Source organism: Leptotrichia sp. oral taxon 221, from assembly GCF_018128245.1.
Lineage (GTDB): Bacteria > Fusobacteriota > Fusobacteriia > Fusobacteriales > Leptotrichiaceae > JABCPH02.
The window spans coordinates 1,305,355-1,329,573 of record NZ_CP072378.1 but is presented as its reverse complement, the minus strand read 5'-3'; the positions used below and the strand labels follow the sequence as shown (position 1 = coordinate 1,329,573).

23 protein-coding genes are annotated in these 24,219 nt (G+C 30.1%); 22 read left to right on the top strand and 1 reads right to left on the bottom strand.

Going from position 1 to position 24,219, the window contains the following annotated elements:
• The first annotated feature begins 131 nt into the window (after positions 1 to 131).
• The 3 genes from J4863_RS05940 (at position 132) to J4863_RS05930 (ending at position 2,624) form a co-directional block, all read left to right on the top strand.
• Entirely contained in the window at positions 132 to 887 is a 756-nt protein-coding gene (locus tag J4863_RS05940) for a nitroreductase family protein (protein ID WP_211617878.1), read from the top strand.
• Between the two features lie 206 nt (positions 888 to 1,093).
• Positions 1,094 to 1,675: a hypothetical protein gene (locus tag J4863_RS05935; protein ID WP_211617877.1), complete on the top strand. Its 582-nt coding sequence runs from the start codon at positions 1,094 to 1,096 to the stop codon at positions 1,673 to 1,675.
• Between the two features lie 91 nt (positions 1,676 to 1,766).
• Positions 1,767 to 2,624, top strand: coding sequence for a histidinol-phosphatase HisJ family protein (locus J4863_RS05930; protein ID WP_211617876.1), 858 nt, complete (start codon positions 1,767 to 1,769; stop codon positions 2,622 to 2,624).
• Positions 2,625 to 2,930: 306 nt separating this feature from the next.
• On the opposite strand, the gene J4863_RS05925 is transcribed toward J4863_RS05930, so the two are convergent.
• Positions 2,931 to 3,488: a C40 family peptidase gene (locus J4863_RS05925; RefSeq protein ID WP_211617875.1), complete on the bottom strand. Its 558-nt coding sequence runs from the start codon at positions 3,486 to 3,488 to the stop codon at positions 2,931 to 2,933.
• A gap of 458 nt (positions 3,489 to 3,946) precedes the next feature.
• Between J4863_RS05925 and serA the strand changes: the two genes are divergently transcribed.
• The 19 genes from serA (at position 3,947) to J4863_RS05830 (ending at position 24,118) form a co-directional block, all read left to right on the top strand.
• Positions 3,947 to 5,542 (top strand): phosphoglycerate dehydrogenase, encoded by a 1,596-nt coding sequence (gene serA / locus J4863_RS05920; RefSeq protein WP_211617874.1) that lies wholly within the window; start codon positions 3,947 to 3,949, stop codon positions 5,540 to 5,542.
• A gap of 102 nt (positions 5,543 to 5,644) precedes the next feature.
• The gene (gene thrB / locus J4863_RS05915) at positions 5,645 to 6,553 is read left to right on the top strand and encodes a homoserine kinase (RefSeq protein ID WP_211617873.1); all 909 of its coding nucleotides are present in this window, start codon (positions 5,645 to 5,647) and stop codon (positions 6,551 to 6,553) included.
• Positions 6,554 to 6,689: 136 nt separating this feature from the next.
• Positions 6,690 to 7,781, top strand: a complete 1,092-nt coding sequence (locus tag J4863_RS05910) for a thymidine kinase (protein ID WP_249111483.1) — start codon at positions 6,690 to 6,692, stop codon at positions 7,779 to 7,781.
• A gap of 249 nt (positions 7,782 to 8,030) precedes the next feature.
• Positions 8,031 to 8,957 (top strand): aspartate carbamoyltransferase, encoded by a 927-nt coding sequence (gene pyrB / locus J4863_RS05905; protein ID WP_211617872.1) that lies wholly within the window; start codon positions 8,031 to 8,033, stop codon positions 8,955 to 8,957.
• Between the two features lie 81 nt (positions 8,958 to 9,038).
• Positions 9,039 to 9,509 carry an aspartate carbamoyltransferase regulatory subunit gene (pyrI, locus tag J4863_RS05900; RefSeq protein WP_211617871.1) on the top strand — a complete coding sequence of 157 codons (471 nt, stop codon included), beginning with the start codon at positions 9,039 to 9,041 and terminating at the stop codon, positions 9,507 to 9,509.
• Between the two features lie 114 nt (positions 9,510 to 9,623).
• Entirely contained in the window at positions 9,624 to 10,460 is an 837-nt protein-coding gene (locus tag J4863_RS05895; RefSeq protein ID WP_249111482.1) for a dihydroorotate dehydrogenase electron transfer subunit, read from the top strand.
• Positions 10,450 to 11,418: a dihydroorotate dehydrogenase gene (locus J4863_RS05890; protein WP_211617870.1), complete on the top strand. Its 969-nt coding sequence runs from the start codon at positions 10,450 to 10,452 to the stop codon at positions 11,416 to 11,418. Before J4863_RS05895 ends, J4863_RS05890 begins: the two co-directional genes overlap by 11 nt.
• A 28-nt stretch (positions 11,419 to 11,446) precedes the next feature.
• Positions 11,447 to 12,187: an orotidine-5'-phosphate decarboxylase gene (gene pyrF, locus J4863_RS05885; RefSeq protein WP_211617869.1), complete on the top strand. Its 741-nt coding sequence runs from the start codon at positions 11,447 to 11,449 to the stop codon at positions 12,185 to 12,187.
• A 131-nt stretch (positions 12,188 to 12,318) separates the two neighbouring features.
• On the top strand, positions 12,319 to 12,768 hold the full coding sequence (locus J4863_RS05880) for a hypothetical protein (RefSeq protein ID WP_211617868.1): 450 nt from the start codon (positions 12,319 to 12,321) through the stop codon (positions 12,766 to 12,768).
• Between the two features lie 144 nt (positions 12,769 to 12,912).
• Positions 12,913 to 14,181 (top strand): dihydroorotase family protein, encoded by a 1,269-nt coding sequence (locus J4863_RS05875; protein WP_211617867.1) that lies wholly within the window; start codon positions 12,913 to 12,915, stop codon positions 14,179 to 14,181.
• Positions 14,174 to 14,806: an orotate phosphoribosyltransferase gene (pyrE, locus tag J4863_RS05870; protein WP_211617866.1), complete on the top strand. Its 633-nt coding sequence runs from the start codon at positions 14,174 to 14,176 to the stop codon at positions 14,804 to 14,806. Before J4863_RS05875 ends, pyrE begins: the two co-directional genes overlap by 8 nt.
• Before the next feature lie 30 nt (positions 14,807 to 14,836).
• A complete protein-coding gene (locus tag J4863_RS05865) occupies positions 14,837 to 15,820 on the top strand; it encodes an FAD-dependent oxidoreductase (RefSeq protein ID WP_211617865.1) in 984 nt (327 codons plus the stop codon).
• 392 nt (positions 15,821 to 16,212) lie between these two features.
• Positions 16,213 to 17,100, top strand: a complete 888-nt coding sequence (rapZ, locus tag J4863_RS05860; protein WP_211617864.1) for an RNase adapter RapZ — start codon at positions 16,213 to 16,215, stop codon at positions 17,098 to 17,100.
• 21 nt (positions 17,101 to 17,121) lie between these two features.
• Positions 17,122 to 18,906, top strand: a complete 1,785-nt coding sequence (uvrC, locus tag J4863_RS05855) for an excinuclease ABC subunit UvrC (protein WP_211617863.1) — start codon at positions 17,122 to 17,124, stop codon at positions 18,904 to 18,906.
• A gap of 102 nt (positions 18,907 to 19,008) precedes the next feature.
• Positions 19,009 to 20,025 (top strand): hypothetical protein, encoded by a 1,017-nt coding sequence (locus J4863_RS05850; RefSeq protein WP_211617862.1) that lies wholly within the window; start codon positions 19,009 to 19,011, stop codon positions 20,023 to 20,025.
• Positions 20,026 to 20,143: 118 nt separating this feature from the next.
• Entirely contained in the window at positions 20,144 to 21,664 is a 1,521-nt protein-coding gene (locus J4863_RS05845; protein WP_211617861.1) for an ABC transporter ATP-binding protein, read from the top strand.
• On the top strand, positions 21,660 to 22,724 hold the full coding sequence (locus tag J4863_RS05840) for an ABC transporter permease (protein ID WP_211619330.1): 1,065 nt from the start codon (positions 21,660 to 21,662) through the stop codon (positions 22,722 to 22,724). Before J4863_RS05845 ends, J4863_RS05840 begins: the two co-directional genes overlap by 5 nt.
• 42 nt (positions 22,725 to 22,766) lie before the next feature.
• Positions 22,767 to 23,642, top strand: a complete 876-nt coding sequence (locus tag J4863_RS05835) for an ABC transporter permease (RefSeq protein WP_211617860.1) — start codon at positions 22,767 to 22,769, stop codon at positions 23,640 to 23,642.
• 23 nt (positions 23,643 to 23,665) lie between these two features.
• Positions 23,666 to 24,118 (top strand): polymer-forming cytoskeletal protein, encoded by a 453-nt coding sequence (locus J4863_RS05830; RefSeq protein WP_211617859.1) that lies wholly within the window; start codon positions 23,666 to 23,668, stop codon positions 24,116 to 24,118.
• Positions 24,119 to 24,219: the final 101 nt, after the last annotated feature.

Genomic DNA, 24,219 nt, shown 5'->3' with positions numbered 1-24,219 from the left:
GAGAAAAATTTGTTTGAAAGGCTATTTCTAATATAATTTAGAAATAGTCTTTTTTTTAAAATAACATTTGACAATACAAATGTTGTATGATAAAATTATTTATAGAGTAGAAAAAGGTAGGAGGTCAAAATATGAATAAAGTAATAGAACAATTACAAAATAGAAGATCAGTAAGAAATTTTACTGGAGAAAAAGTTAAAGATGAAGATTTAGAGTTGATATTGAGAACAGCTCAAAGAGCGCCAAGTTCTGTAAATGGACAACAAATTTCATTAATAGTGACTAGAGATAAAGAGAAATTAAAAAAAATTGCTGAAATATGTGGTGGGCAAGGACATATTGCAAATTCAGATGTGTTTATAACTATTTTAATTGATTATCACAGAGGACAATATGCTTCGAAATCTATTAATAGACCGAATGTTGCTGCACACACTGCTGATGGAATATTGGTTGGAGCAATTGATGCAGGGATAATGTTGACATCAATTCAAGCTGCTGCAGAGTCATTAGGATATGGAGCAACTACTATTGGAGCATTAAGAAGAGATCCTCAAGCATTAATTGATTTATTTGAATTACCACAAGGAGTATTTCCTATTTTAGGGACAACATTAGGAGTTCCAGGAGAAAATCCTCATAAAACATTGAAACCAAGAGTTCCTTTTGAATCTTTTGCATTCTTTGATAAATATGATGGTGAAAAAGTTGAAGAAGGTGTAGAAATTCATGAAAAAGAAACAATTAAATGGAGAGAAGAAGACGGTACTTCTCAATTACCAACATATAAAGAAATGATTGATAGAATTTACGGACAATCACATTTAGAAACTAAAAAACATTTAGAAAAACAAGGATTTGAATTTACAGACAATCCAAATGAATAAAAAATTATAAATAGATTTTTATTAAATAACGCCATAGCTTTTGTATCTTTAAATACAGGAAAAATGGCGTTTTTAATTTAGTCAAAAAAAATAAATTTGAATAATTGTCGTATTTTATGGTATAATAAGAAATATATTTGACTTAGTTTTGTCAGTTAGGGGTAAAGAAAGTGTAAAAAGTTTTTTGAAAAAATAAAGGAGGAAAGATGAAAAAATTATTACTAGCAATATTAGTGTTGGGACAATTATCAGTTATAGCAGAAGGTGCGACAAAAAAAATGACACCAGAGGAAAAAGTTGCGCAACAAGTAGAAGTTAAGAAATTTAGTTCATTGAAAGATGCTGGAGCGGAATATGCAAAAGCAATGGCTGAAGTTGCGAATTTTGGTTCGAGAGAAATGTTGCAAACAGTTAATAAAGATGTAGATGAATATATAAAAAAAATTGAAGATCCAAAGTTAGCAAAACAATGGAATGAAGTTAATAATATGTTAATTGAGCAATTTGAAGTTAGCGTTTATGAAGTAAAAGAAAATGGAGATACAGGACAAATCGTGTTCTTAATAAAAGGATATGATGAAGATGCGTTGAATAAATATTTAACAGACAACACAAGCAAATATGCTACAGTTAACAAAGATAAAGATGAAGTAGATGTAGATATAGACGAATATATTAGAATAGAATATAATTATTTAAAAACAACACCTAAAATAAATTTGGCTACTTCGACTGTTAATTTCAAAAAAGAAAATAATCAATGGAAAGTAATTCAAGAAAAAAAATAGAAGAAAAAGGCTATCTTAAAATGAAAAGTGATTTTTAAAGGGATAGCCTTCTTTTTATTAAAAATAGAATAATTATTAGGAGGAAAATGGTATGTTGATGGATTATCATATGCATTTTGAGTTTGGACAATATGATGAAGAGTGGGTAAAATTATTTTTCGAACAGGCTAAAAAAATGGGATTAAAGGAGATTGGGATAACTGAGCATACGCATGGATTTAAGGAATTTAAGGATTTGTATTATGATGAATTAATTTTAGATGATTCGGAAATAGGTGAGTTTCAAAAACAATGGCTTGAGCAAAAAACTAAATTTTGTCATACGTTAGATGAGTATAGAGATTTTATAAATATGTTAAAATCTAAAGGATATCCAGTTAAAATGGGACTAGAAGTTTGTAATTTTAGAAATCAGGAGAAAGTGGCAGAGTTGCTTTCAAATTATGAATGGGATTATTTGATTACTTCTGTACATTTTATAAACGGTTGGGGATTTGATTTTAGTAAATTGAAGCATCATTTTGATGATAAACCGTTGAAGGAAATTTGGAAAGACTATGCAAAAGAAATAGAATTGATTGCAAATACAGGGAAATATGATATTTTAGGACATCCGTTTAATTTGAGATTATTTAAAAATATTCCTGAAAAAGCTGATGTTCAAGAAATTTTGGAAAATACAGCAAAAGTATTGAAGGCAAATAATATGGTTGTCGATATAAATACAGGAACAGAGCATAGATATCCAATAAAAGAAATAACTCCATATCCTGATTTTATGGAAATGGTTAAAAAGTACGATATACCAGTTATTTTGTCAAGTGACGCACATTATCCAGAACATGTGGGATATAAAATAAAGGAAGCTGGGGAATATGCTAAATCATTTGGAATTAATGAATCTGTAATGTTTGATAAAAGAAAAAGAAAATTTGTAGAAATTGGATAATTTTGAGGAATTTTTGATAGTGATAATGGAATTTTATTATTGAGAATAGGGACTATTTTGTAAGGTGTTAAATTTACAAAATAGTCTTTTTTTAAATTTTTAGAGAATGTGATAAATTTGTATTGTAAAAATCTAGTGGTAGTTTTATTTTATAATATAACAAAATTAAAAAGATAAAATAAAAAGGAGCAAATCCCCGAACAGAAAATAATAATATTTTCTTGAATTTACTCCTTATCCAAAGCTACTTATATTTTTATTATATTTAATTTTTGTATGTACTGTTTGATTTCTAAATAATATAAATTAACTAAATGGATTTATAGCCCATCTGAATGTCTTGCTGTAAAAATTACTATCTAAACTAGAAACAGTTACTCTCTTACTTCCTGAAGAAGCGTGAATAAATTGTCCATTACCCATATAGATACCTACGTGAGAAATACGACCTTTTCCAGTTGTTTCAAAAAATAGTAAGTCACCTTTTTTCATATTCATTGATGAAATTCTTGGTCTAAATGTTGCTTGTGAACTAGATACTCTAGGTAAATTAACATTTGCTGCATTTTTGAAAACATAACCAACGAAACCTGAACAATCGAAACTGTTAGGCCCTGTAGCACCCCAAACATATGGAGAACCTAATTTTGTTTGAGCGAATGTAATAATTCTATCTCTTACTGAAGCAGCTGCGTTGTCAGTTGGAGCCACCTCACTTGTAGTTGATGTTCTCTTATTTAATGCGCTAGCAATATTAATTGTCAATTCATTATTTTTGTATTGATTTGTAATTGTACTTTTTAAATCAGCAAATGCTGTTGTTGAAAGTACTAAAGCACCAGCCATTATCAATATTTTTTTCATGTAACCTCCAATCTACCTTTGAACTTTGGTAAACTTATTATAGCAAACTATACTGTGAAACAACTTAGAAAAATTGCTTAATTAAGAAAATATATGCGAAAAAAGAGAAAAATGAGGAAAAATTGAAAAAAATATATTTTTTAGTAATAGTCTAGAAGTCAATAAAAATAATACTTCTAGAAGAATAATAAATCAAAGAGAAAAAATAAAATTCATAATATATATATTTATATAATAATTCTATATAAATTATAGATTTTTGATTTTTTTTTGAATAACAAAAAAAGAAGAGTTTATTCTTGCTTAAAAATCATTTTTATTTTTGTTTTGTGAAAAATCAATAATTCTTGTATATTATTGAAAATAATGATACAATAAAACATAAATAAATATTTTTTGTTAAGATGAAAATTATTAATGGAAAAATGATATCAGTATTGAAATAAGGGAGTGTTTTTATGTTTAGAGTTTTAGTTGGAGAATATATTGACGACCATGCAATAGCTGGATTGACTAGTCAAAAAGATGTTAAAGTAGATATTAAAGTTGGAATTTCGAGAGAAGAACTTTTGAATACAATTCATGAGTATGATGCTTTGATTGTTAGAAGTGTTATTAAAGTTAATAGAGAGTTGTTGGATAAGGCTAAAAAGTTGAAAATAGTTGGACGTGCAGGGAATGGAACAGATAATATTGATATACCTGAAGCGACTGCACATGGTGTAATTGTAGCGAATACACCTGATAGTAATACAGTTTCGGCTTGTGAAATTGCGATTGGATTGATGTTGGCAAGTGCTAGAAATATTGTGGCAGCAAATAATTTTATAAAATCAGGAAAATGGGAAAGAGAAATTTTTGTTGGAAATGAATTATTTGAAAAAACATTGGGAATTATTGGATTGGGAAGAATTGGAAGTTTGATGGCAAAAAGAATGAAAGCATTTGGAATGAATTTAATTGCGTATGATCCGTATATTTCTGATGAAATATTCAAGAGAAATGGTTGTAAAAAGGTTGAAACATTGGATGAGTTGCTTGAAGCATCAGATGTTATAACTATTCATACTCCAAAAACTTCTGAAACTATTGACATGATTAATAAAGATAATGTTTCTAAATTAAAAGATGGTGTAAGATTGGTAAATGCTGCACGTGGAGGATTATTTAATGAGGAAGCGGTTGCAGAAGGTCTTAGAAGTGGTAAAATAGCTAGTTTTGGTTATGATGTGCATACTGTTGAGCCTAGAAGTGAATGTGTGTTGTATGAATTTGAAAATGCGATTACTACGCCACATATTGGAGCGACTACTTATGAGGCACAAAGAAATGTTGGAACACAAGTTGTTAAACAAGTTTTAAATGGTTTAAGAGGAGAAATTGTTGAGACAGCGGTAAATTTACCATCAATTGGAAGGGAAGAGTATGCGATTGTAAAACCATATATTACTTTAGCAGAAAGATTGGGGAAAATTTATTTCCAAATTAGTAAAGATGCGATTTCAAATGTTACGATAAATTATTATGGTGAAATTGCTGAGCAAGAAACAGCTTTGGTTGATGCAACTACATTAAAAGGATTGTTGGAACCTGTATTAAAAGAGGAAGTTAACTATATTAATTCTAGATCGTTAGCTGAAAAAAGAGGAATTGATATTACAGTTAATAAAAAAGATGAAAAATATAAAAATTATTCTTCAGCGTTGGAAATTGTCGTGATTAGTGATGAAGGTAAGAAAATTCAAGTGGTTGGGACAGTTGGATTGAATAATGATGAAAGAATTGTTTCAATAAAAGATCATGATGTTGATATTGTAATTGCTGATAATATGATTTATTTGAGCAATAATGATGTTCCAGGGGTTATTGGAGCTGTTGGAGCAATTTTAGGGAAAGAAAATATTAATATTGCTACGATGAATGTTGGAAGAAAAGAAAATGAAAATGCGATAATGTTGTTGACAGTAGATAGTGAAGTTGAAAAAGGATCATTGAAGAAATTAAGAGCTTTAGATCAAATAAATTGGGCATATTATTTGGATTTGAGCGTTTAGTTTGATATTTGGGGAAATTGGATTTTTTAATGATTGTAATAAATTATTTTGGTTTTGAATATTTTTTATGATAATGAAAAAGAAAAACAAGAAGGGAGAGAAATGAGTTTAAAATTTAAGGTGAAAGTGCCAGGAACATCAGCAAATATCGGAGTTGGGTATGATTGCTTGGGTGTGGCATTAGATTATGCGTTGGAATTGGAAGTTGAAGAGAGTGAAAAAACAGAATTTTTTGAAAATGGAGAGCCATTTTCAATACCGATAAAAGATAATTTTATTAATGAAGCGATTAATCATACAAAAAAATATTTGAGTAGTGATATTCCTAATTGCAGAGTGAATATTACGAAGAATAGCATTCCGCTTTCGAGAGGATTGGGAAGCAGTTCGAGTGCGATTGTTGCGGGAATATTGATTGCGAATACTTTTGCAAAAAATGAATTGGATATTGATAAAATTGCGGATATTGCGATTGAGATGGAAGGACATCCAGATAATGTTATGCCAGCAATTTTTGGTGGAATGGTGTTGACTGCGTGTGATGAGGGGGAAACAGTTTATAGCATATTGCCAACAGCAGATAATTTGTGTTTTTATGTGATGATTCCGAATTTTAAATTGTCAACTGAAAAATCAAGAAGCGTGTTGCCAAAAGCATATTCGGCACATGATGCTGTTAACAATATTGCAAAATTAGGATTATTGGTAGATTCATTTATCAAAGGAAAATATGATAGTTTGAGATTTTTATTGGGAGATAAAATTCATCAGCCTTATAGATTTTCATTAATAAATGATTCTGATAAAATATTTGATTTTTCTAAAAAACATAATGCGTTAGGTGAGTATATAAGTGGTGCGGGGCCTACTTTGATTTCATTGAATTATGATAATGATGAATTTTTGGAAGCTATGAAAAAGGATCTTGCGACACTTTCTGACAAATGGTCAATTGAAAAGAAAACAATTAATAAAAAAGGTGCAGAAGTTTACGATATCGAAGAAATTTAAGATTTGCTTTGATAATGATAGAAAATTAAGATTTTTTAGGGAGAGCCAAGTAGCTCTCTTCTTTTTGTCAATGTAATTTTTTTTAGGGTAAGTTTTTTATTAAAATTTTTGATGTATTTTATAAAGTGAAATTTTTTTGAAAGGAAATGAAATGGAGCAAGTAAATAGATTGGGATCGCTTGAAGTAGTGACAGGAAGCATGTTTTCTGGGAAAAGTGAGGAATTGATAAGACGATTGAGAAGAGCAAAATATGCGAAACAGAAAATTGTTGTTTTTAAGCATGGAATTGATAATAGATATGGTGAAGATGGGATTTTCTCACATGGGAAAGATAGTTTGGAGGCTTATCCTGTAGCATCTGTTGAGGAAATGGATAAGATTATGGAGAAAAACATTGATGCAGAAGTTATTGGGATTGATGAAGTTCAGTTTTTTGGGCAAGAGGTTGTGAATTTTTGTAAAAAGTATGTTGAATATGGGAAAAGGGTTATTGTAGCAGGATTGGATATGAGTTTTCGTGCGGAACCTTATCATCCGATGCCAGAATTAATGAGTATTTCTGATCAAGTGGATAAATTACATGCGATTTGTATGGTTTGTGGGAAACCTGCTTATGCGAGTCAGAGATTGATAGATGGGAAACCAGCATATTATGATGATCCGCTTGTGATGGTAGGAGCTACAGAAAATTATGAAGCAAGATGTAGAAGACATCATATCGTTCGTTATCGTGAAAATAAGCGTGGGAAAATTTGTTTTATTGCGGGTACAGAAATAAATGTTGGTAAAAAGATTGTGGAAGATATGTATTCAAAAGAAATTTCTGAGAAAGCGAAATATACAACGATTGTTATTAAAACAAATATTTCTGATAATGCTGAAGAGAAAATTGATAAATTGGCTGAATTGAGAGAGAAAGTTAATAAGTCTTTACTAAAGAATGATTTTGTGTTTATTAGGATAACTGGTGGGTTGCTTTTGCCGATAGAGGGAAATTATAGTGTGTTGGATTTTATGTGTGAATATCGGAAAGATTCAGAAGTGATTATTGTTTCTAAAAATAAAAAGGGTTCGCTTAATCAGATATTGCTGATGGTTGATTTGATTAAAAAAGTTGACTTGAATTTAAAAAAATTGGTTTATAAAAATAGTAGCGAGGAAAAGGAAAATAAAGAGGTCATTGAAAGAATAAAAGAGATAACGAAATTAAAATATGAAATTATTTGATATATTTTTCTTGAAAAAAACAGAAAAATTTGGTATCATATTACAGATTTAGATTTTGGATAGAGATTGGAGATGGAAAAAATGATTGAAATAGAAAAAATGAAGATATTCCTAACGATTATTTTTTCGTTGAAAAATTCTATTTTTTGTGATTATTTTATAAATAAAAAAGGTTATTATATATGAAAAAAGGAGTAATAAAGGATTAACATTTATTATCCTTTTTTTTTGGAAAGAGAGGAAAAAACGATGGAAAGTATTATTTCTATGAATGACATGAGCAAGGAAGAAATATTGAATATTTTGGAATTGGCGAGAAAAATCGATGAAACACCTGATGATGAGAAATTGAAATTTTTGTATGGAAAAATTATAGCGACATTGTTTTTTGAGCCTAGTACAAGAACAAAAATGTCGTTTGAATCAGCTGCTCAAAGATTGGGAGCTCAGGTGTTGCAATTGCCTCCAGTGGAACAGTCGTCGTTGAAAAAGGGGGAATCATTTAGGGATACGATAAAAATGGTTGAAGCTTATTCAGATTTGATTGTTGTGAGACATCCTTTAGATGGTGCGGCTAGATTGGCTGATGAAACTTCTAAAAGGGCGATAATTAATGCAGGAGACGGTTCAAATCAACATCCAAGTCAGACTTTACTTGATTTATATACAATTTTGGAAGAAAAAGGTAGTTTGGAAAATTTAGAGATTGCATTTGTTGGGGATTTGAAATATGGGAGAACAGTTCATTCATTGGTAAAAGCACTGACTCACTTTAATCCAAAAATTTATTTTATTGCACCACAAATTTTACAAATGCCACAATATTTATTGGATGAATTGGATAAAAATAATATCAAATATGAGGTTTTAGAAGATTTTAGAGATTGTCTTGATAAAATTGATGTTTTTTATATGACAAGGATTCAGAAAGAAAGATTTCCTGATATTGAGGATTATGAGCAAGTGAAGGGAATTTATGTTATTAATAAGGAAAATATTTTAGGAAAATGCAAAGACGATATGATAATTTTACATCCTTTGCCTAGAGTGGACGAAATTTCGACTGATTTGGATGATACGAAACATGCGTTGTACTTCAAACAGGCTAGAAATGGTATACCTGTGAGACAAGCGATGATGATGACTGTGCTTGGAAAGGTAAAAGAATTTTTTTAGAAAATTTATTTTATTGATGTAAATTTATTGATTTTGATTTTTTTATAGATTAATGAGTCTTTGGAATTGAAGGAGAAAAAAATGACTGAAAATGTAAGAGAATTGCAGATAACAGCGATAAAAAATGGGATTGTAATTGATCACATTCCAGCAAAAAAAGTGTTTGCGATAGTGGAAATATTGGATTTGAAGGAATATAGCGAAGTCATAACTGTGGCGGCTAATATGCACAGCAGTTCGCTTGGGAGAAAAGGAATTATTAAAATTGAGGAAAAAGTGTTAGATAAAAGTGAGCTTGACAAGATTTCTTTAGTAGCACCAAATGTGACAATAAATATTATTGAAAATTATAAAGTTGTGAAAAAAATGAAATTGGAAAAATTGGATGAAATTATAGGGCTTATGAAATGTGATAATTTGAAGTGTATTTCAAATCATGAGGCGATTGATACGAAATTTAATCGAGTGAAGGATAGCGAAACGACGAAATATAAGTGTTATTATTGTGAAAGAATAATTTCAGAAGAAGAAATTAAGTTGAAAACAAAATAGGTTTTGATAAATTTTGAATGAAAAAATGAGAATCGAAAATGTTAGTTGATATTTTTGATAAAAGAAAGTAAATTTTTAGGAGAGAAAAATATTTATTTGGAAAGGAAACGAAAATTGGAAAATAATCATAAAACAAATTTTTTGGAAGATGTGGAAATTTTAGAAAATAGATATGTTGGTGGAGATAATTTTTTGATGAAAGTTAAATCGAAAAATACTCAAGATAGTAAGATTGTTCCTAAAGCTGGGCAGTTTTATATGTTGAAATTGAAGAATGAGATTATGACTTTGAGAAGACCAATTAGCTTGCATAGTGTGGATCATGAGACTGGGGAATTGGAATTTCTTTATAAAGTTTTGGGAAGAGGAACTAGAGAATTGACGACTTATGCTTTGGGAGATGTTATAAATATTCAAGGTCCGTTAGGAAATGGATTTGCAGTGACTCAAAATTCAGATAAAATTGTCGTTGTTGGTGGTGGAATTGGATTGGCTCCATTGAAGCAACTTTTGAAGGAATTATTGGAGAAAAAAGAGAATAAGAGAATTATTTTCATTGCAGGTGGAAGAGATAGAGAAACATTAAAAATGTTAGATAATTTTGATTTAAGTGATAAAAGAATTGAAGTAAAGATTTGTAGCGATGACGGGACTGTTGGAGAAAAGGCAAATGTGATAGAATTGTTGAAAAATGAGATTTCATCAGGTGAAAAAATTGATATGATTTATTCTTGTGGACCTCATAAAGTGTTGGAATTGATTACTAAAATTTCAAATGAGAATGGGATTGTTTCGCAGGTTTCGATGGAAGAGAGAATGGCTTGTGGTGTTGGAGCTTGTGTAGGATGTTCAATACCGACTGAAGATGGAATGAAAAAAGTTTGTCAGAGTGGACCAGTATTTTATGCTGAAATTTTTGATGAGAATAGAGGTGAGTTGAGTGGAAGATAGAAAAAATAGACTTGCAACGAATTTTTTGGGAATAGATTTAGAAAATCCGATTTTTACAGGGAGTGGATGTTTTGCATTTGGGACAGAGTACAAAGAATATTTTGATCCAAATGAATTGGGAGCGATTGTGATAAAAGGGCTTACTATGGAGCCTCGTCCAGGGAATAAGGGATCGAGAATAGCAGAAACTCCAGCAGGAATGTTGAATAGTGTAGGGCTTGAAAATCCTGGAATTGACTATTTTGAAAAACATACTTTGAAGGAAATAAAAAAATATATAAACGTACCGATTGTTGCAAATATTAATGGAAGCGTGTTGGAACAATATGTTGAATTAACAAAAAGATTGGATAAACTTGACGAAATAAAAATGCTGGAATTAAATATTTCTTGTCCAAATGTAAAAGATGGTGGAATGGCTTTTGGTGCAAATCCTGAAATGGCAAGGCTTGTAACTAGAGAAGTGCGAAAAGTTACGAAAAAACCGTTATTAGTAAAATTGTCTCCAAATGTTACAAATATCGTGGAAATTGCTAAAATTGTGGAAGAGGAAGGTGCAGATGCGATTTCGATGATAAATACTTTACTTGGAATGGCGATTGATATAAACACTGGAAAGCCGATTTTAGGGAATATTTATGGTGGAATGTCTGGTCCAGCTGTAAAACCAATTGCATTGAGAATGATTCATCAAGTATCACAAGCAGTGTCAATTCCGATTTTGGGAATGGGTGGAATTAGCAGTGCACAAGATGCGATTGAATTTTTCTTGGCGGGAGCGTCTGTAATTTCGCTTGGAACAGCATTTTTTCCAAATCCATTAGTGGCTTTGGAAGTAAAAGAAGGATTACAAAAATATTGTGAAGAGAGAAATTTATCAAATATTTCAGAAATTGTTGGGTTTGCACATTCAGATGATGGTGTTGCATACAGAAAAAGATTGGAAAATAGAAAATAATTAATTAAATTTTGAGAGGGAGAAAAGCATGAGTAAAATAAATGAAAAAGCGAAAGAAAAAATATTTGTAGCATTGGATTACAATAATTTTGAAGATGCAAAAAATTTGGTGGAGAAATTAGGCGATAATATTTCAATGTATAAAGTTGGATTGGAAAGCTACTTGAGTACTGATGGAAAATTGGTTGAGTACTTGCATGAAAAAGGGAAAAAAGTGTTTTTAGACTTGAAATTTCATGATATTACGAATACAGTTAAAATGGCTTGTGCAAACGCTATTAAGAAAAATGTGTTTATGTTTAACATTCACTGCTCAAATGGAAGCAAAACAATGAGGGAAGTTGCTCAATTAGTGAAAGAAAGCGGTTCAGACAGTTTGTTAATCGGAGTAACAGTGCTTACAAATTTATCAGAAGAAGATATTAATGAAATGTTTAAAAGTAGCATGAATTTAGAAGAAATGGTAATAAATATGGCTACAGTTGCGAAAAATAGCAATATGCACGGAATTGTGTGCTCACCTTTAGAATCTGCAAAAATCAAAGAAAAATTGGGTCAAGATTTTGTAACAGTTTGTCCTGGAGTGAGACCTAAATTTACGTTAAATGCTGATGGAAAAAGTAACGATGATCAAAATAGAATTATGACACCATATGATGCAATAAAGAACAATGTAGATTTCTTGGTTGTCGGAAGACCAATTACAAAGGCTGAAAATCCAGCTGAAGCAGCTCAAAAAATATTAGAAGAAATTTCTGAAGCATTGTAAAATTCTTTGTTTTTTATAATGTAAAAATAGGGAAAACTGTAGTTTAAAAAATAATATTTTTATGTTATAATGAGTAGACAGAATGAAAATTATTTGTCAAAACAAAAAAATAAAAAATAAAGGAGTAAATTATGAAAAAAAGAGTAATAATTTTGGCGATGGGTGTGTTAGTTTCACAATTATCGTTTAGTAATCTTGTAAATGATGATAAATATAGAGATATCTATGGAGCATATGAAGGTGCTTCACAATTATCATTTAGTAATTTTGTAAATGATGGAGATCAAAAAAATATAGAGGCAACTAAAGCAGAAGTTGTAGCACCAGTTCAAACACAAGAAGAAGCACCAGTATCTCAAAATACTGAGTCTCAAGAAGTTAATGATGGAACAGTTGAAGTAACAACTCCAGTAATAGCACCAGTTGAAAGAATACAACCAAAAACAACTAGTTTAACGAAAACAACTGTAAAACCTAGAAAAGAAAAAGCAAAAAAACTTACATTAGATGAAAAATTACAATTGCAATCACAACAAGTTGAAAGAATGGAAAGATTGTTGGATAAATTAGAAGGAAGATAAAAAGATAATAAAATCTCTAATTAATATGCTGGTAAGTGATAATATTTTTTAGAGATTTTTTTAAAATGCGAAATAATTTATTAATTTGTTATTTTTATGTTTTTATAAATAGTTTTAAGGAAAAAGTTAAAGAAAGGGGAGAAAATGCTCTATTTAAAAGATGGGGAAGATGTTCACGGAAATAAAATTGAATTGTTGATTTTGGATGATAAAATTGATAAAATTAGTGAAGGTTTTTCAGAAGAAGAAATTAAAAATATTGGAAAAAATGAGAAATTAGAGATTATTGATTTAAAAGGTAAAACTGTTATGCCAGGTGTGATAGATGTTCATACTCATATGAGAGAGCCTGGAATTACGGCAAAAGAGGATTTTGCGACAGGAAGTAGAGCTTGTGCAAAAGCAGGTGTTACAACATTTTATGATATGCCAAACACTATTCCGACAACTACGACATTGGAAGCGTTGAAAGATAAGAAAAAATTAGCGAGTGAAAAATCAATTGTAAATTATGGTTTTCATTTTGGTGGAAGCAGAAATAATAATATTGATGAGATAAAAAAAGTGCTTGAAGCGAAGAAAGCAAATACAGTAAAGATCTTTATGAATGTAACAACAGGGGAAATGTTGATTGAAGATGAAGATATATTGAAAAATGTATTTAAAAATTCTAAACTTGTGTTGGTTCATGCGGAAAATGAGATGATTGATAAGGCGGTGGAATATAATAAAAATTATGGAAATGGACTTTATGTTTGTCATATTCCGTCTAAAGAAGAATTGAAGAAAGTATTGGAAGCAAAGAAAAATTCTGAATTAAATACAGAAAAACATCCAGTTTATGCAGAAGTTACTCCACATCATTTGTTTTTGAATGAGGAAATTAGAGAGAGTACTGATAGAAATAAAATGCTTTTGAGAATGAAACCTGAATTGAGAACGAAAAAAGATAATGAATTTTTGTGGGAAGCGTTGAATAATGGGGAAGTTGACACGATTGGAACAGACCATGCACCGCATTTGATTAGTGAAAAACTAGAAAAAATTACTTTTGGGATGCCTGGAGTTGAAACTTCATTGGCGTTGATGTTGAATGCATATAATGAAGGGAAAGTTAAATTGGAAATGATTCAAAAATTGATGGCAGAAAATCCTGCAAAAATAATGAAAATCTCAAAAAGAGGGAAATTGGAAGAAGGATATTATGCGGATGTAATTGCTGTTGATTTGGATAAAGAATGGACAGTTGGTGTGGATGATACGATTGAGTCAAAATGTGGATGGACACCGTATGAAAATTGGAAATTAAAGGGGAAAAATGTTTTAACAATAGTAAATGGTAAAGTTGTTTATCAAAATAATAAGTTTAATGATAATTTAGAAAACGGAAAGGAAGTAGAATTTTATGAGTAATAATCTAAGTTTGGAAGAAAAAGTTGCAAAAGCATTATTTGATGTGAAAGCAGTAAAAATTAATGTAAATGAACCATTTACATTTGCATCAGGGATTAAAAGTCCAATTTATTGTGATAATAGATTCGTATTGGGATTTGCTGAAGAAAGAGATGCGATTGTTGAAGGATTTGTGGAAGCGATTGATAAAGATGTGGATGTAATTGTGGGAGTTGCGACTGCTGGTATTCCTTGGGCGGCGTTTATTGCGGATAGAATGCAAAAACCGTTGGCGTATGTTAGAAATAAACCAAAAGATCATGGAGCTGGAAAACAAATCGAAGGAGCAGAAGTTCAAGGGAAAAAAGTTGTTGTAATTGAAGATCTGATTACGACTGGAAAAAGTAGCTTGATAGCAGTAGATGTGTTACAAAAAGAAGGTGTTTCTGACATGGAAGTTAAATCGATTTTCACATATGGATTTGCTTCAGCAAAAGAAAATTATGATAAATTTAATTGCAAATTTAGTTCGCTTTCTAATTTTGATGTTTTAATCAATTTATTGGCGAATACTGATTATTTAACAGATGAAGAAGCAAAAATTGCTTTAGAATGGAGTAAAAGTCCAGAAACTTGGGGAAGATAATTTTTATAGACAGATTTAGGAGGTAAGAGAATGGATTTTAGTTTAAATTTAGGTGCATTAGATGAAGGAAAATTACAAAAAATAGATGAAAATAAATTGTATGATGTTACAGTGATTGGAGCAGGTCCAGCAGCTGTTTCAGCGGCTATTTATTCAGCTAGAAAAGGGCTTAATGTAGCGATGATTGGAGTAAAAATTGGAGGACAAGTTTTAGATACTAATGAAATTGAAAATATTATCGGAACAAAATCGACTACTGGAGCAAAATTTGCTGAATCTTTGGAAGCTCATTTGAAAGATAATGAAGTTGCATTTAAGGAAGGGCACGTTGTAAAAGAAATTAAAGAAGATGGAAAAGATAAAGTTTTAGTAACTGATGATGGAAAAAGTTATAAAACAAAAACAATTGTTTTGGCAACTGGAGCTAAACCTAGAGCATTGAATATTCCTGGAGAAGCTGAGTATGTTGGAAAAGGAGTGCATTATTGTTCGACTTGTGATGGGCCTTTTTATAAGGGGTTAAATGTAGCAGTTGTTGGAGGAGGAAATTCTGGAGTGGAAGCAGCTTTAGATATGTCTGGAATTGCTAATCATGTAACTTTAATCGAGTTTATGCCTGAATTAAAAGCCGATAAAGTGTTGCAAGATAAATTAACTGAAAGAGATAACATTGATGTAATTTTAAATACAGCGACAACTAGCGTTCAAGGTTCGGAATTTGTAGAAAGTATTAATTATAAAAATAGAGATGAAAATGAAGAAAAAACATTGAAAGTAGATGGGATGTTTGTTGAAGTTGGGTTGGCACCAAGCAGTGAATTGTTAAAAGGAATTGCAGAACTTAATAGAGCTGGAGAAGTTGTAATAAACCCTGAAAACAATTCAACATCAGTAAAAGGAATTTTTGCAGCAGGAGATGTTACTAATATCAAACAAAAACAAATTATAATTGCAATGGGTGAAGGTGCAAAAGCAGCTTTAGGAGCATTCAATTATTTGATAACAGAATATTAAAAATTTTTATAAACTTTAATAAATTTATTGAAAATAGTTCATTAAAAAATATAAAAAGTAAAGAGCTGTGACATAAGTAAAAAAGTTATTTTGAATTGTAAGATTTATAAATAGAATTGGATTTGCTTATGGAACAGTTCTTTTTTCTTTTATATTATAGTTAAAAATTTTAAATTTTTGAAAATTTAATATAAATTTTATAAAATAAAGTAGAAGTCAGAATTTATTGGTTTTATTTATGGATTTATAAAAAATTATGAGTATTTTTTATAAAAATTGAAAAGAAAAAATTTTGAAAAAGAAGTTAAAAATGTTATAATTTAACAGAGAGATATATGTATTTAAAATATAAAAACAAAAAATAATCTTAAATAGCGAAGGTGAGAAAAGAAATGGAAGCAAAAGAAAATAGAACAGAAAAAGAACTTGTTATAGTTACTGGAATGAGTGGAGCTGGAAAGTCAGAAGCAATGAATTGTTTTGAAGATAGAGATTATTTTTGTATTGATAATTTTCCAATAAATTTGTTTCAATATTTAGATGAAATATTTTTGAATAGTAGAAAGCAAGAGAAAATTGCAATTGCGATAGATGTTAGAAATGAACAGTTTATTAAACAATTGAATGAGAAATTGAAAATATTGGAACAAAAGGGCATAGACTACAAAATAATTTATTTGGATGCACGAACAGAAGTTTTACTTAGCAGATATGAGCTTTCTAGAAGAAAGCATCCACTAAACATGTATGATACTTTGATTTCAAATATTGAAGCTGAAAGAAAAATAATGGAAAACTTTATGGTAAAAGCAGATTTAGTAATTGATACGAGTACGCTTTCTGTGAAGGAATTACAAGCATTATTAGAAAAAGAATTTTTTTCTGGGAATAAAAAAATGAATGTTAGTATAAGTTCATTTGGTTTCAAGTATGGAATTCCGTTGGATTTACATTTGATGTTTGATTTGAGATTTTTGCCGAATCCATATTATATTGAAAGTTTGAAAAAAAAGACTGGTAATCATAAAGATGTTAGCGATTACGTTATGGGAATGCCTGAAAGTCAAGATTTTTATAAAATGTTGTTGGAAATGTTAATGTATTTGATTCCAAAATATGAAAAAGAGGGAAAATCTCATTTAAGAATAGGAATTGGATGTTCTGGAGGACAACATAGATCGGTAACTTTTGTGAATAAATTATATGAAGATTTGTCGAAAAAAGTGACATATAATGTTGGAAAATATCATAGAGAAGTTGGAGCGAAAACAGAAATATAATTTGAAAATTAAAAGGAAAAAATGATGGAAGAAATAAAATCACCCATAAAAAATCATGACATACCAATTGATCCAGGCGTATATTTGATGAAAAATGAGCGAAATAAAATAATTTATGTTGGAAAGGCTAAAAATCTTCGAAATAGAGTTTCTTCATATTTTTCAAATATAAAATCACATAATTCAAAAACTTTAGAATTGGTAAAAAATATAAGGGATATTGAGTTTTTTATTTGTAAAACAGAAGTTGAAGCATTAATTTTAGAAAATAATTTAATAAAAAAGTATAAACCTAAATATAATATTTTGTTGAAGGATGAAAAAACGTATCCGTATATTAAATTTACGAAGGAGATGTTTCCAAAAGTGGAAATAGTGCGAAGTACGAAGAGATTGAATGAAAATGCAGAGTATTTTGGACCTTATCCGATGGGAATTTTTTTCGCAATGAAATCACTTTTGAAAATATTTCCAGTGAGAGATTGTAATAGAAATATGGAAAAGGTAACTAAACCTTGCTTAAAATATCATATGAAAACATGTCCAGGACCTTGTATGTATAAGGATATTTCAGAGGAATATATGATTAATGTTAATAATTTTAAGAATTTTTTAAAGGGACATTCTTCAGAAGTTTTAGAAGTATTGGAAAATAGAATGAAAAAGTTTAGTGAAGAAATGGAATTCGAGAGGGCAATCATTGAGAGAGAAAAATTGTCATCACTGAAAAGAATGTTGGAAACACAAATTATTGAGTATAGTAAGGAAATTGATGAGGATGTGTTTGTATTTGAAGAGAAGAGAGAAAATGTGTTTTTATGTGTTTTGAACATTAGAGAAGGTAAGGTTATAAATAAAAATCATCTTATAATTTCGATGGAAAGAGGTCATGAGGAAAATTTATTCGAGAGATTGATGACGTTGTATTATGAGAAAAGAAATATTCCTAAAAATATAATTTGTGATGTGAGGTTTGAGAAAAATCAGGAATTGTTGAAGGAATGGGCAAAATTAGAGAAACATAAGGAAATAAAATTTCATTTTCCGAAGATTCAAAGTCGTAGAGAAAAACTTTTAGAGATGGGATACTTGAATTTACGTGAGGAAGTTGAGAAATTTTATCGAAGAAAGAGAAATATTCAAGAAGGATTACGGAATTTGAGAAAAGAATTGAGATTGAAAAGTTTGCCTTATAGGATTGAGTGTTTTGATATTTCGAATATTCAAGGAAAGGATGCGGTTGCGGCAATGACTGTTGCAATTGATGGAGAAATCACGCCTAAGGAGTATAGACATTTTAAAATTACAGTAAAAGATACGCCAGATGATTTTTTGATGATGAGAGAAGCATTAACACGACGATATTCAAAATTATCAATTAAAGAATTGCCAAATTTGATTTTGATTGATGGTGGAAAAGGTCAGCTAGGTGTGGCAGTTGATGTTTTAGAAAATTTAGGAAAAATCGAGTATACAGATATTATTGGAATTGCGAAAAGAGAGGAAGAAATATTTAAAAGCTACGAAAGTGAGCCATATATTTTTGATAAAAAGGATGAAACCTTGAAAATTTTGCAAAGGTTGAGGGACGAAGCACATAGATTTGGAATAACACATCACAGAAAATTACGAAGTAAGAGAAATATTAAAAGTGCATTAGACGACATAAATGGTATAGGACCTAAACGAAAAAAAGAATTAATTAAAAAATTTGGAACTGTAAAAAGAATTAGAGAAGCTGAATTAGAGGAATTAATGGAGGTCGTTCCAGAAAATATTGCGATTGCAATAAAAGAAGAACTTTAAAAAAATTTTAGATTTTAACTTTACTTTGAATGTGATTAATGTTATTATATTTTTAAGATAAAATGTTGAAAAAACTTTTGAAAAAGGCAAAAGGGAGGAAATGTGAAAAAAGTAATTCTATTGTTAATGATATGTGTAAGTGTGATAAACTTTGCATTATTTGACAAGATAAAAAAAGAGATAAGATGGAAAGAAGAGGAAAAACCTTCGTTTAACGATATAAAAGTAACGATAAAAGGTGAAGAAAAATACAAAAAAGTTATACCTGGGAAATATTTGATAAAAATATTTCAAATTCATTATCCGACAGATTTATTTGGAAAAAATAAATTTTATAACGATTTTAATAAATTTTTGAAAACAGTTAACAACAATAAAAAATATTCTTTATTGTTGGAAAAAAGGTTTTATGATGAAATGCAGGATTTGAAGGATGATCAATTGTCAGAAGAAGAAAAAATCTTGGAAATGCCAGCTTCATCGTTGGATGAATATTATCGTCAACAATTAGTTGGGATGTCAAAAGCTGTAACGATGACACAATACGCAGGGACTGACCAAGAATATTTAAATAGACAAATTTATGTATTGTATCAGTTGCTGGATAGAAAAGGATTTGATGCGAATTTGGTTTATTCCGAATTAGATAAAGAATTTTTGATTGCGGAATTAAAAACTAGAAGAAAAGAAGTTGTGGAAAATTTTGAGAAAAAACGGTTGGAGTATTTTATAAAAGAAACTTATGAAGATGCGGGATTGGATACGTATAAAGATGATTCAGTTTATAAATTTGACAAAGATATTGTAATTTCAAAGAATATTGAAGAACAAGCGATTTTTCCAGATGTAAGCAATAATCTTTATATAACTGGGTTTCCAAAAGATATTATTGAAGGTTTGGCGAAGAATAAATTGAAATTGAAAAGAAGAGTGCTTGTCTTAGAAAATAGTGAGTATCATGGTTATACATATAATGAAAATAATACGGTTGTTTTTGTAAATGGAGAAAAGCCGAAATATTATTACAAAGATTATCAAATTGATGTGGTTATGTTAGAAACTAATATTTTAGATTTATTAAGAACCAGTTCAAACTATTATGTATCAGATTTCTTTTAAGAAATATTTGCATAAAAAAAATTAGTTAAATAAATCTTTTAAATTAGATAAATTTAAAGAAAGGAGAAGCTACTGTAAATTAGTAATTCGAAAATATATATTTAAGTAGCAAGAAAATATGAGTGACTATATTTTAGAGATGAAAAATATAAGGAAAGAGTTTTTAGGTGGGAAAATAGTTGCGAATGATGATATTACTCTGAAGATAAAAAAGGGTGAGATCCATGCAATTGTTGGAGAAAATGGTGCAGGAAAATCTACACTGATGAAAATACTAAACGGTCTTTATTCACCAACATCAGGAGAAATTTTCTATAAAGGTGAAAAAACGACAATATCGACACCTACAGTAGCTGCAAACCTTGGGATAGGAATGGTTTATCAGCATTTTATGTTGGTGGACACATTGACTGTAGCGGAAAATATGGTGTTAGGGTTTGAACCTAGACAATGTGGGGTTTTCTTTGATTTGAAAACTGCTAGAAAAAAGGTAAAAGAAGTTTCAGAAAGATATGGATTGAATATTGATCCAGATGCGAAAGTTTCAGATTTATCAGTTGGGATTCAACAAAGAATTGAAATTTTAAAAATATTATTTAAAGGTGCGGAATTATTGATATTTGATGAACCAAGTGCAGTTTTGACACCTCAAGAAGTAAAAGAATTATATGAAATTATGAGAAACCTTATAAAAGAAGGGAAAACAATTGTATTCATATCACATAAATTGCAGGAAGTATTGGACTTGTCAGATAATATTACTGTTATTAGAAGAGGAAAAGATGTTGGGAATTTGAAAACTTCAGAAGCGACTAAAGAGAAAATTGCTAACTTGATGGTTGGAAGAGTTGTATTATTTGAAGTTGAGAGACCTGATGTGAAATTAGGAGAACCTGTTGTAAAAGTTAAAGATTTAGTTGTAAAAAATGAGAGTAATATTGAGAAAGTTAAAGGAGTTTCATTTGAGATTCGAGAAGGAGAAGTGTTGGGAATCGCTGGGGTAGAAGGTAATGGACAAACTGAGTTGATTGAGGCACTTGCTGGATTAATGAAAGTTGAAAGTGGGACGTATGAAATTGCAGGACAGGAATTAGAGAATAGAACACCGAAAATTGTTAAAGAGAAAGGGTTGGCTCATATTCCTGAAAATAGACATAAAAGAGCTACAATCGATGATTTTACTGTGGAAGAAAATATGGCATTAGGATTACAAGATCAGTATTCTAAAGGGGCTTTATTGGATTATGGATTGATTGAGAAAAAAACAAAGGAATATATAGATAAATACGATATTAGACCACAAGATGGAAAAATAAAATTTGGTGGATTATCGGGTGGTAACCAACAAAAAGTTGTGGTTGCGAGAGAACTTGAGAGAGAAAATAAATTTATTATTGCAGCTCAGCCAACTAGAGGAGTTGATATAGGAGCTATTGAGATGATTCATAATACTATTTTGCATGAGAAAACTAAGAAAAAGGCAATTATGGTAGTGTCAGCTGAACTTTCGGAAATTATGGCATTGAGTGATAGAATAGCAGTTATGTATTCTGGAAAAATTGTAGGAATTTTGGATAGAAAAGATGCAACGACAGAAAAAATAGGAATATTGATGGCAGGAGGAAAATTAAATGATTAATAAACAAAAACTAAAAGAATTTATTCCGTCGATATTAGCAGTAGTTATTGCGATGATTATAGGTGGGATAATAATGATGACAAGAGGAGTTAATCCGTTTCTTGCTTATGGAGATATGATGAAAGCAGCATTTTATCAAGCTTCACCACGTTCACCATTTTTAAGTGGATTAGCAAAAACTTTATTTACTTCGACACCACTGATATTTTCAGCATTGGCTGCGATGGTAGCTTTTAAAGCAGGATTATTCAATATTGGAGCTCAAGGTCAAATGATTGCTGGAGGATTAGCAGCGACATTTTGGGCAGTAACTTTTAAAAATTATTTTTTAGGAAACTTTGTTGTAGTAATTATAGTTGCAATAATAGCTGGTTTCTTGTGGGCTGGAATAGCTGGAATTTTGAGATCAAAATTTGGAGTAAGTGAAGTAATCAGTACGATAATGTTAAATTACATAATTTTTGAATTTCAAAACTTTTTATTGAATGGACCATTAAAAGATCCAGCATCACAAAATACACAATCTCCAAGAGTTTTTGTAGGTTCGAGATTGCCATTAATGTTTGCTAAAATTACAAAACAAAACTTGAATTTAGGTTTTATAATAGCAATTTTAACAATAGTTGGAGTGTACTATTTCTTTAAATATTTTAAAAAAGGATATGAAATCAAAGCTGTAGGAAATAGCGAAACAGTTTCTGAAAATGCAGGAATTAATCCTAGAAATATGATGTTTTTAGCAATGGGTATTGCTGGAGCGTGTGCAGGACTTGGAGGGGCTGAAAGAGTATTAGGAGGTTCAGCACAATTCGTTTACACAGATAGAATTATGGGAGACTATGGATTTACAGGATTAGCAGTTGCATTGTTAGGAAAAAATAATCCATTTGGAATATTGGTTGCATCAATATTTTATGCGGCACTTGAAGTTGGAGGACAAATGTTACAACAAAGATATCAAATTGATAAAGAGATTGTGTCGATTATACAAGCATTGATTATTATTTTTGTAGCATCAGAAAATTTATTTAAATTCTTAGTTAAGAAAAAAGAAAAATAGAAATAAGAAATAAATAAAAATTAAACGAAAGGGAAAAGTAGAATGGATATATTATATTTATTGAAACAGACGATAATTATTGCACCTCCAATTTTAATAACATCTGTTGGAGCGTGTATTTCTGAAAAAAGTGGAGTTGTTAATATTGGTCTTGAAGGAATTATGTTAAGTGGAGCATTTGCAACAGCAGTCGTAAATATTTCCACTAGTAATCCATATTTAGGAATAATTGCTGGAATATTTGTAGGAATTTTAATTTCATTGATTCATGCGTTTATTAGTATTAATTTAAAAGGAAATCAAATTATAAGTGGGGTAGCAATTAATTTGTTTGCAGCAGCGACAACATCGTATTTGATAAAGGCAATTTATAAAACGGCTGGAAGCACACCAAATGCAGTAAATGCAAAAGGTGATCCATCTCTTGCTAATCAAATGTTAATGATAGTTGTAGTTTATGGACTTGCAATTGCAATGTATTTCTTATTGTATAAAACTGTTTTAGGATTGAGAATTCGTTCGGTTGGGGAACATCCATTGGCAGCAGATACAGTTGGGATAAGTGTTTATAAAATTAGATACATTAGTGTGCTTTTATCAGGAGCATTAGGTGGGCTTGGAGGAGCTTACTTAACAGCTGTGTTACTTCCGTCATTTTCAAATAATATGTCGGCAGGAAGAGGATATATTGCGATGGCAGCGATGATTTTTGGAAAATGGAATCCTCTAGGTGCAATTTTGGCGAGTCTATTATTTGCGTTTGGACAAGTGTTTGCAGATATGGCAAAAGCTACAAGAATGCCAATACCACAAGAATTTTTGACAATGATACCATATATTTTAACTTTGTTAGCATTGGTTGGATTTGTAGGAAAATCAAGAGCACCAAAAGCATCTGGATTGCCATATGAGAAATAAAATTTTAGGAAAGAGGTTAAGAAATGGGATTGTTTGATAATGCAAAAAAAGTGAAAGAAAGAAATGGAGAGGTTATGGCTTCAAGTTCTGTTACTTCAGAAGACGATGATTTAAATGGAGTGAGTGTAATATCAATGGAAACTTCAATAAAAGGAACAATTGAGACAAATTCAATGTTTCAAATTGAAGGAGTTTTAGAAGGTGATATTAAAGCTGGAAGTTTAGTTCATGTAGGAACAGAAGGAAGAGTTAAAGGGAATATTACAGCAAAGTCAGTTCTTATCGAAGGAGAAGTTTCTGGAGATATAGTTGCTGATAAAGTTGAAATTGGTTCAAAAGGAAAAGTTCGATCGAATATTACTTCATTAACATTAGTTATTCAGGAAGGTGGAATGTTTGAAGGAAGTAAGAAAATGAAGGTCGCTTTAGTTAAGGATGAGCCAAAAGTAGAAGTTTTAGAAGATAAAGAATTATAAGGAAAGTATTTTAGTAAAAATATTGTGATTGAAAAAAATCTGTTTCATAGATTGTTAAATAATTTATGGAACAGGCTTTTTTTGTAAAAATTTTGAAAATA